This is a genomic window from Candidatus Borrarchaeum sp. (genome assembly GCF_019058535.1).
GTDB classification, from domain to species: Archaea; Asgardarchaeota; Sifarchaeia; order Borrarchaeales; family Borrarchaeaceae; genus Borrarchaeum; species Borrarchaeum weybense.
On the sequence record NZ_JAHPYX010000107.1, the window covers coordinates 1 to 9,493 of the forward strand.

8 protein-coding genes are annotated in these 9,493 nt (G+C 36.0%); 3 read left to right on the top strand and 5 right to left on the bottom strand.

Annotated elements, in window-relative coordinates:
* Positions 1–172 precede the first annotated feature (172 nt).
* The gene (locus tag QVB70_RS05855; RefSeq protein WP_287584349.1) at positions 173–2,569 is read right to left on the bottom strand and encodes a class I SAM-dependent DNA methyltransferase; all 2,397 of its coding nucleotides are present in this window, start codon (positions 2,567–2,569) and stop codon (positions 173–175) included.
* Positions 2,570–2,748: 179 nt separating this feature from the next.
* On the opposite strand from QVB70_RS05855, the gene QVB70_RS05860 reads away from it, so the two are divergent.
* Positions 2,749–3,600, top strand: a complete 852-nt coding sequence (locus tag QVB70_RS05860; protein ID WP_287584351.1) for a DNA methyltransferase — start codon at positions 2,749–2,751, stop codon at positions 3,598–3,600.
* 50 nt (positions 3,601–3,650) lie between these two features.
* On the opposite strand, the gene QVB70_RS05865 is transcribed toward QVB70_RS05860, so the two are convergent.
* Positions 3,651–4,085, bottom strand: coding sequence for a helix-turn-helix transcriptional regulator (locus QVB70_RS05865; RefSeq protein ID WP_287584353.1), 435 nt, complete (start codon positions 4,083–4,085; stop codon positions 3,651–3,653).
* 174 nt (positions 4,086–4,259) lie between these two features.
* Between QVB70_RS05865 and tsaA the strand changes: the two genes are divergently transcribed.
* A complete protein-coding gene (gene tsaA / locus QVB70_RS05870; protein ID WP_287584355.1) occupies positions 4,260–4,745 on the top strand; it encodes a tRNA (N6-threonylcarbamoyladenosine(37)-N6)-methyltransferase TrmO in 486 nt (161 codons plus the stop codon).
* Between the two features lie 25 nt (positions 4,746–4,770).
* Here the strand turns inward: tsaA and QVB70_RS05875 are convergent, their stop codons facing one another.
* From QVB70_RS05875 to QVB70_RS05885, 3 genes are all read right to left on the bottom strand, one after another.
* Complete coding sequence (locus QVB70_RS05875) at positions 4,771–5,199, bottom strand: DUF86 domain-containing protein (protein WP_287584357.1); 429 nt, start codon at positions 5,197–5,199, stop codon at positions 4,771–4,773.
* Between the two features lie 11 nt (positions 5,200–5,210).
* On the bottom strand, positions 5,211–5,624 hold the full coding sequence (locus QVB70_RS05880) for a nucleotidyltransferase domain-containing protein (protein ID WP_287584359.1): 414 nt from the start codon (positions 5,622–5,624) through the stop codon (positions 5,211–5,213).
* 84 nt (positions 5,625–5,708) lie between these two features.
* Positions 5,709–7,055 carry an aminotransferase class III-fold pyridoxal phosphate-dependent enzyme gene (locus tag QVB70_RS05885; RefSeq protein ID WP_287584361.1) on the bottom strand — a complete coding sequence of 449 codons (1,347 nt, stop codon included), beginning with the start codon at positions 7,053–7,055 and terminating at the stop codon, positions 5,709–5,711.
* A 380-nt stretch (positions 7,056–7,435) separates the two neighbouring features.
* Between QVB70_RS05885 and QVB70_RS05890 the strand changes: the two genes are divergently transcribed.
* On the top strand, positions 7,436–9,493 hold a 2,058-nt coding region (locus QVB70_RS05890), incomplete at its 3' end, for a PAS domain S-box protein (protein ID WP_287584363.1).

Below are 9,493 nucleotides of genomic sequence, written 5' to 3' on the forward strand. Positions count from 1 at the left end.
AAGGAATCCAATTTCTATTCTGAGGCCTCCTTCTTTATATGTAATTTTTTTGACCTTTTCATACTTTCTATCCCCCAGCACACGAATGGTATCAATTGGCAAAATTCTTGTCTTAACAGTATCTGGTCTAATCATCAGTTAATCTTCACGTCTATCACTTTTTCGTCTTTTTTTAATTTTGTGTAAAGGGCTCAAGCAGTAGCATAATATCATTATAGATTTCGCAGATTAGTGCTTCTTTAGATTTGCCCTTCCAAGAGACATCTAGCGCGTGTAACCATGCTTCATCTAGTTTTCTTAGAGGATGCTTCTTATCACCTTTTGCCATAAGAATCATTTCCAAGTAGTTGCTCCGTTTTGATAGAGGTATGGAATTCCATCCTTTAGAATAACTGAGAATTTTATCCTTGTTCTTGCGTTCTATTCGTTCAAATTTAGGGACTAAACGAGACTCTAAATCTTTTGGTAATAATTGTCCAACACTACCTGACTCTATTCTCCTTGAACAGAGGAAATCTAATAAAAAGATTGAAGATGACAAGTACGCAAATAAGAACTCTGCTAAATCGGGATTCTTTATTCGAATTCCATAGAAACCGCTACTCACTAGAATTGGTTTATTACACAAGAATACTATGCTTCGGTTATTCTTCAGATTTATTTTCCGGACTATCATCAACTGCGTTCTTTTTTTCTTAAATCCATTTATTTGAACACTCCAGCGACCTAAAGGATTCTTGGGTAGTTTTCCAGCACTAGCCAGATTCTCATAAGTTGTCCAGTTCTTCCGATTAAAGTCCCAGTATTCCTTTGCCCCATCTGTTCTATTAGTTTTGTGACCTAGAAAGAAATAAGATTTTAGATCAGTCTCATTAAACATAGGTGAAAGATCTAGATCCATCGCTTCTCTTAGCACATGAACTGTTTTTGATAAAAATGATTTATCAATCGCGAGTGTTCTATCATTTTCAACATTTTGAATCAAAACATGATTCTCAGTGTCTTCTTTAATTTTCCAGCTTTTATTTGGGATTCTAAAGCATTCTTTTGGCCTTGGATCGTGATACTGAAATGATGATGCATAATTACATAATGATACAAAATTATGTGAAATCAGGGCGAAGATTGCTGAAGATGAAAATAGATCTTTCCAAACGATTGTATTCTTCATTTGAGAATACGGGATTGTTCTTAAAGTTATTTTATCATTACTTATGGTGATTTTCTTCTTAATAAGTGAAATTAGTTCATTTAATTCATTATCAGACAATTTCAATAGCGATTTCTTAAAGGTTACAACTTTCGCGTTTCCTTCATAATTCTTTTGTGCAATTAGCATAACCTCTTGAAGTTCACTATCACTAAAGGCTGAATCTACTTCAGAGCGAATAAGATATTTGACACTAAAGTCTTTTTGAAATTCTTTAATTACGTTTTCCATCGCATGAGCGAACGTTACAGAATTTGGTAAAATGAAAGCAAGAGCTCCGTTTTCCTTCAACAATTTCGTTGCATATAGAAGAAAGCAAGCATGTATACCTATTTTATCTAACTCTATTTGAGTCGGCATAATACCATAAAGAAATTCTCGATATTTGCGAGTGATTCTATTTCCTCTGGTGAACGGAGGGTTTGAGATTAACACATCGAAATATGGAATTTCAACTGGTTTATCAGATTCTTTTTCATTGGGAGAGCCACCTGTCATCAGAGACTCTTCCCAAGAACTTGTTTCGCGATCAGAAAAAGAAATAAATTTTCTAGGTTTAAGTTTAAACGCATCTTCATGAATGATATTACATTTATCAGTGAATTCGAACGGGGATTGTATTGCTAAATTGACTGCTGCTAGTTCGCATGCAAAAGCAGAAATATCTGACCCCCATATTTGCTGCAAACGTTTTCTATGAGAGTTGTTTCCAAGATTTTTTAAGCGGTTATATGACTGAATTAGGAGAGTTCCTGAACCGCACGCAATATCACCTACGATTTGATCTTTATTATCAATTGCAAGATATGCTAATAATTTCGCTGGCTTTGGGAGCGTATAAAAGGCTGCTAATCGTCTTCTTAAGGTTAAAGGTAAAAGACGCTGAAAAAGCTGTCCCAAAAAATCCCTTTTGATAACTTTCTCTAGTGGCAAATTAGAAATTGTGTGAATAAAATCACTTAAAATGTTCTTGCTATCTTTCGGTAATTTTGATGCTACATCGATCTTAAAGACAATTCTGAAGCCGATTTCATCCATAACTCTCTGAAAGAAATCAGTTAAGATTGAAGGACAGGTAATTTTCCCTATCATAGGCAATTTAAATGCTGGAACTTCTTTCTGAAGGATAATATAAAAAACCAATTGAGAGATCACAATGAATGCTGCCACTTTGTAGGGCGCTACTTTTAATTCTTCTTCTTGTGATTTTGTTGAGAGTTTTGTATCAAAATTTTTTGCAGAAAATATACCAAGTTCCCTTTCAAGAGTTTTCAAAGGAATTTGTTTTGTAAACAATTCTAACTCTGTCATTGTTGCATTTAGAATATCTGCTAGATCTGTTTCCGCACTAATTGTCATTTCCCTCTACCAATACAAACAGATTCATTTCAAATTTATCATTAGTTTCTATAATTGGAATTCTATTATTATATCTAAGAGAGGAAGACTTAGAAATTAATTATTGAAAGAATTATCCTTGTTTTTCACATAACAATGGGTAGTGAACAAATTAAAGCAGTCAATGAGAGGCGATCTTAGTGGGAGAACATTCTGTAAATCTTGAGAATGATGACAAACTTACTAAAAAGGACGTTAGAGATTCAAAAAGATTGAACGATCTTGATGGTAAAACATGGACACGCTATTCTATTAGTGTGTGGGATACAGTAAAATCTCCTCAAGAAATGAAACTAAGGCACCCTGCTATGTTCCCTGCTGAACTCGTAAAAAGGCTCATCAATCTCTATACAAAAAAGGGTAATGTAGTATTGGATACATTCATGGGTAGTGGCAGTACAGTACTTGCTGCGAGAAACCTTGGTAGAAAAAGTATTGGATTTGAGATTTCTGAAGAATTTGTTAAATTAGCTAAAGAAAGATTGGCACAGCAACACCTTTTTTCTTCTAATAATGAAGAAGAACCAAAGATATGCCAAGATGATGCACGAAACCTTCGAAACTATTTAGAAACTAACTCAGTAGATCTAGTTATTACATCGCCGCCTTATTGGGATATACATCGACAGAAAAGAACGGCAGATCGGAAAATTATTCGCCCCTATACTGACTTAGAAACTGACCTTGGGAACATAACGGATTATTATGTGTTTATTAACGCACTTAAAGAAGTTTTTCAAGAAGTATATAAAGTGTTAAAGCCGGAAAAATGGTGTATTATAATTGTGATGGATCTTCGAAAGAAGAATAAATTCTATCCACTTCATATAGACACAGCAAGAATGATGATGGAAATTGGATTTGAATTTGAAGACGTCATAATTTGGGATCGGAAGCGAGAATACAGCAATTTGAGACCTCTCGGCTACCCTTATGTTTTCAGAGTTAACAAAGTCCATGAATACATTTTAATTTTTAAAAAAATCGGTTAAATTTAACTAAAATGATGAAAGGAATGATACCGCGATACTAAAGGTATTATTTATTCAGTTTTGTACGTCGCTGCACAATGTTTGCAACAAAATGTGAGTTTTTTACCTTTTATTGTTTCTATATGTGCTCCTTCGTACACTTTACATCCGCAATGTGCACAGACATCCAAACTTGGTTCTATAGCAGTAGATACAATACTGGAAAATCTTTTGAATAATCTTGTTACAAGCTCTTTTCCTCTCTCCGTAAGTTCGTATACCTTCCTTTCTTTTTTTCCTACTGGTTTTAAGGTGGATTTTAGATGACCTTTTTCCTCTAGAAGCTGCAAGAAGGGATAAACAAGGCTTGGGCTAATATCTTTTTTTAGTCTTTTTTTGAATTTGTCAATAATGCTGTAACCGTGAGCTGGACCTTCATAAAGAATTGTAAGAATATAGAATCTTGAAAAGTCATAAACGATCCCATCGAAATCAGTATTACTCATTTTTATCGTCTTTACTAAATTATTTTAGCATCTACATGAGATATATCTTTGAGAGATATTAAATATTACTATATAAAGATTATAATGTGAATAGATAAATAACTCGTTTTAAAGCCCCATTTTAAGCAATTATGGAGAAATAATCTACAAAAATCGTTTGTAGGGATAAAAAAAATGAATGAAATTAAGTATAGACCAATTGGAATTATCTATTCACCTTTTAAAGAGCCTAAAGGAACACCTATACAACCCACGGCAGCTAAGGGCATCAATGGAAAAGTTGAAGTGTTCCCAGAGTACGCTGACGGGTTGCTAGATATCGACGGATTCTCTTATATTATTTTATTATATTATTGTCATTTAGCCACAGGATTTTCCTTGAAAGTAAAGCCTTTTCTGGATGATAAGTTACATGGCGTCTTTGCAACACGAGCTCCAAGAAGACCGAATTCAATTGGTCTTTCAATTGTACGTCTTATCAGAATTGAGAAAAACATTATCCATATTCAAGACGTAGATATTGTCGATGGAACGCCCCTTTTAGATATTAAGCCGTATGTCCCAAGTTTTGATATAAGAGAAGTAGAGAGGATAGGATGGCTTGATAAAAATGTACATAAGCATGAAACATCAAAAGATGATGGTCGATTCGCAAAATGATTTATGTGACCGAATTTTGCTTCTACTAATATTCCTTATTTTCTAAGTACTTGGCAATATGTTTGGCAAAAATATCCAAATCTACAAGTTTTTCACTTAAGTATCTTTGAAGTATCTTTAAATCAACATCTTCATATAAATGGACGAGGACGTTCCGAAATCCCGCGATTGGAGCAAAATTCTCTGCAAAATCCTTTGGAATCACATTATTTTTTCCTAAGATTAAAAATACGCTCTTATAGTCCTCAGGTTTTTCGAAGTTTTCTTCAGAGATCAATATTTCACCAATATCAAGTGCTGATTCTATTGCAAGATGGAAATTTCGCTCAATAGCGCTTTTTATAAGATGATTTTCTTCCAATTCACGAACAGACAAATTTTGGTAGGTCCGCAGAAAATCAACGTTCTTTTTCATATACTGCAGTTTTCTAGCGATCTTTTCTTTGATATACATAAAATCAATCCTCAAAAAGCTAGACCTTTCTTCCTTACTTTAGACAGAAAGATCTCTGTAGCCCTCAGATCATAATACCTCCTATCAAGGTATTTTGACATAATTTTATGTTCCAATTCAATTTTCTTTTCTCTATTTCTTATAAAAATAGGAGAATTCGCTTTGATAATTTCAAAATTTAATACTATTTGAGTATCATTCATAATAACAAGGTCAATTTTATCGGACTTTAAGAGTAAAGATATCTCGCTTAGCAATTTCAGACGTAGATTAAAACGTTCACCTTTATCGAGTTTGTCGTTTAAATACACGCCGATATCGATATCACTTAACTTTCCTTCTTTTTTTTCAACTGTTGAACCGTACAAATAAGCAAGTTCAACGTAACGCTCTTTTTCAAAGAAGGTTCTTAGTAAAGCATTCATAGAATCATTCACCAAATAGTATTAGACAATTATAATGATATAAATATTAGTCAACATAGTCCTTTCTTACTTTTAGAGTTAAAATTATTTAATTTTCTTCCAAACTGACTCCACGATTTCCATTGCTGTGTCCACATGCTCTTCCTGGATAATCAACGGAGGACATAATCTTAGAGAATTCTTTCCAGCACCAAGAAGTAACAAACCTTTCTTAAAGGCTTGCTTAATAAGATTATTGCGAAGTTTGGCATCTGGTTCTCTAGTCTCAGGATCTTTGACAAATTCCACGCCGACCATGAGACCCACGCCCCGAACGTCGCCCACTTCGGGATGTTTCTCTTGGAACTCTTTCCAGCGCTTCTTAAGATAAGCACCTTGCTTCTTAGCATTTGCACGTAAGTCTTCTTCTTCCATGATGTCCAAAACTGCACTTGCAGCCGCTAATATTACTGGAGAACCGTTTAGCGTCCCCTCATGCGCACCACTCCACCAATCTTGCATCTCAGCACGACTGATGAATGCACCGCAAGGTAATCCAGCCGCCATAGCTTTGCTAACCATCATCACATCTGGTTCGATATTGAAGTGTTGGCATGCAAACCATTCGCCTGTTCGTGCAAATCCAGATTGAACCTCATCAACCATAAAGGAAATACCTTGTTCATTGGCAAATTTCTGTAGTTTCTGGAGCCATTCGGTTGGAGGAACTATATAGCCGCCTGCCCCTTGCACTGGTTCAAGGAGAAAGAAGGCTACATCATCAGCATCATAAGCCTTTTCGAAAAGGACATCAGTAATGTAATCAAGACAGAAAAGACCGCATTCTGGATAGCGCTGCCCAAAATAACAATGATAACAGTCTGCATATGGCACAATCACATTTCCAGCATACATTGGCCAGAATGATTTTCGAGCACCCTTGCCAGTTGTGGTAAAGCTTACCGCCCCCATTGTCCGTCCATGGAATCCACCTAGGAATCCAAATCCGTAATATCCGCCCCGTCCCATTTTCCTGTTATAATATTTTGCACACTTAATTGCACCATCTACGCTTTCGCTTCCAGAATTAGTGAAGAATACACGTTTCTTAAAATTCCCGGGTGCTATATTCACAAGACGCTCAGCATAATCAACTTGTGGAACGGTGTAATAATCCAAACTGTTAGCAAAGATTAATTGTTCAGCTTGTCTCTTAATCGCATCTACAACTTTCTTGTGAGTATGACCAACACCCGCGACTGCAATGCCAGCACCAAAATCAAGAAAGACGTTGTCATCGAGATCTTGGACGAAAACACCATGTGCGGCTTTACCAACAAGTTCGCTAGCTCTGCTAAGTGATTTTGACATTATCTCGCTATCCCGTTTAATAAACGCTTGAGATTTGGGACCAGGGGGCTCGACTTTGATTTCAGGTTTTGTCCATTCCATTTTCTGTTTCACCTCAAAACAAGAAAAACTAGATTCAAGCTAGAAGAGGAATTACATGAAATTAGTAATGACCTCATTTTTTTACTTTGCTGATTTTAGAATGTTTTGTAGAAGCAATTGAAAGTAACAATGATGAATTAGAGGAAAAAAACCGCGCTACTTAGGATTTATTTTTACTTCTTCTGATAATTTCATACAAGGGGCTCACTTATTGCATAATATATTCATAGAGCACAGTATAGATACAAGTTAACGACAAAAATTTATACCTCTGTGCAGATAAGACATTTAGGAATTTATCGACAAAGAAATGTTATTATAATTTAATCTTTTCCAACTGATGTTTTCTCTTGTTATTAACTTCTAGGAAGCCTCTCAATATGAAAGATGACGACAAGACAAAAGATCAAATCATAAGTGAACTGGCAGAAGCACGTCATCGAATTACTGAATTGGAAGTATCAGAAACACTGCGAGATCGAATAGACGAAGCTTTGCTGAAGTCTGAATCACAATATCGCTCAACACTCGATTCGATTGGTGAAATTATCCATATTATCGATACTGAACTACAATTTCTTTTATTCAATACGGCTTTTAAACAACTTAATATCGAACTGGGATTTGAAACTGACGTAATAGGTAAAAAAATTTCAGACATGTATCCATTTTTATCAGACAAAATCTTTGAAGAATATACTCAGGTGTTCAACACTGGAAAAACTCTTGTTACTGAGGAAAGGACCACAATTAGAGGCAAAAAATTCATTACTGAAACACGAAAAATACCGATCTTTGAGGAAGGAAGAGTTACAAAAATCGTTACTGTTATCCGCGATATTACTGAGCGTAAGAACGCGGAGGAAAACATAAAAAAGATGAAAGAAAAATATGAGAACCTGATCAAGAATGTTCCTGATGTCATCTATTCTGCATTAGCTGATGCAACTAGCACGACGACTTTTGTTTCAGAACGGATCACAGACTGGACAGGGTACACTCCTGCTGATTTTTATGAAAACGAGAATCTATGGGCCGAATGTATTCACCCAGAGGATAGACAACAAGCCGTCGAGGGGTTCATTAACGCCTATAGAAATAAGAAAGAGTATATTTTCGAATATCGAATGGTTCACAAAGAGACAGGACAAACATATCATCTCAATGATCATGGTGTACCCATCAGAGATGACGAAGATCAGATCATAAGATTTGATGGGATCTTAACTGATATCTCAGAGCGCAAGCAGGCGGAAGAGGCATTGCTTGAAAGTGAGGGGAAATTTAAACTGATAAGTGAGAATATTCCTGTTGTTGTGTATTCAGCACTGCCAGACGAGCATTCTACGAGCCTTTTTATTTCGGGAAGGGTTGAGGAACTAACCGGTTATACCGGTGAGCAATTCCTGGCGGATTGGACTCTGTGGGAGCGAGTTGTTCATCCGGATGACATTGGATATGTATGGGAAGCAATCGAAACACATCGCCTGAAGAAAGAACAGCTTGATGTAGAATATCGTATAATAACCAAAGATAATATCATCAAGTGGGTAAGAGATAGGGCAATTCCTGCCCTTGATGAACGAAATCAACTTGTAAGAATCGATGGCTATATGGAAGATATCACTGAGCGAAAACAGGCGGAAGATGCGCTAAGAGAAAGTGAAGAAAAATATCGATCCCTCTTCCAGGATTCAAGAGATGCAGTCTATATTATTCGAAAGGACAATATCGTTGATGCTAACAAAGCTATGCTAGAACTCTTTGGATATTCCCGAGAAGAGATGCTAAGGATGTTAGTCACCGATGTTTATGCCAACCCTGAAGACCGCGCTAAGTTTCTAAAGGAGATAACTCGAAAAGGATCCGTCAGAGACTATGAAGTTAAATTCCGCAAAAAAGATGGAACAGAAATCGACTGCTTACTTACTTCTTCTCTAAAACGGGATGAGAACGGGGATATTATAGGCTATCAAGGTATCATCCGTGATATCACGGAACGAAAAAAACTGGAACAGCAATTAATTGAGTCGGAAGAGAAATATCGAACGCTTGTAGAGAAAGATCCAAACATGGTTTTTTTAATCAAAGATGGCAAGTTCGCATTTTTTAACCAAGCGCTTTTGAATACTTGGGGATATTCAGAGCAGGAAATACGTAATATAGATTTAGAGTCGATGCCACACATCATTCCCGAACATAGGCAATTTGTTAAAGATCGATATCTAAAACGACTTGAAGGAAAACAGGTACCAGAGTCTTACGAATTTTCTATTCTAACAAAAAATGGCAAAATAATTCCCTGTTTACTTAATGTAACTACAATTGAAATGGAAGGAACGCGCGTTGTTCAAGGTGTCCTGACTGATATCAGTAAAATCAAAGAATTGGAAGCGGAACTCAAAAAGTCAGAAGAGCGCTATCGTGGTTTGTATGAG

Excerpts from the sequence above, each read along its gene's own strand:
- QVB70_RS05865 (WP_287584353.1), bottom strand. The coding sequence starts at position 4,085 with ATGAGTAATACTGATTTCGATGGGATCGTTTATGACTTTTCAAGATTC.
- QVB70_RS05880 (WP_287584359.1), bottom strand. The coding sequence starts at position 5,624 with ATGAATGCTTTACTAAGAACCTTCTTTGAAAAAGAGCGTTACGTTGAA.
- QVB70_RS05855 (WP_287584349.1), bottom strand. The coding sequence starts at position 2,569 with ATGACAATTAGTGCGGAAACAGATCTAGCAGATATTCTAAATGCAACA.
- QVB70_RS05885 (WP_287584361.1), bottom strand. The coding sequence starts at position 7,055 with ATGGAATGGACAAAACCTGAAATCAAAGTCGAGCCCCCTGGTCCCAAA.
- QVB70_RS05875 (WP_287584357.1), bottom strand. The coding sequence starts at position 5,199 with ATGTATATCAAAGAAAAGATCGCTAGAAAACTGCAGTATATGAAAAAG.
- tsaA (WP_287584355.1), top strand. The coding sequence starts at position 4,260 with ATGAATGAAATTAAGTATAGACCAATTGGAATTATCTATTCACCTTTT.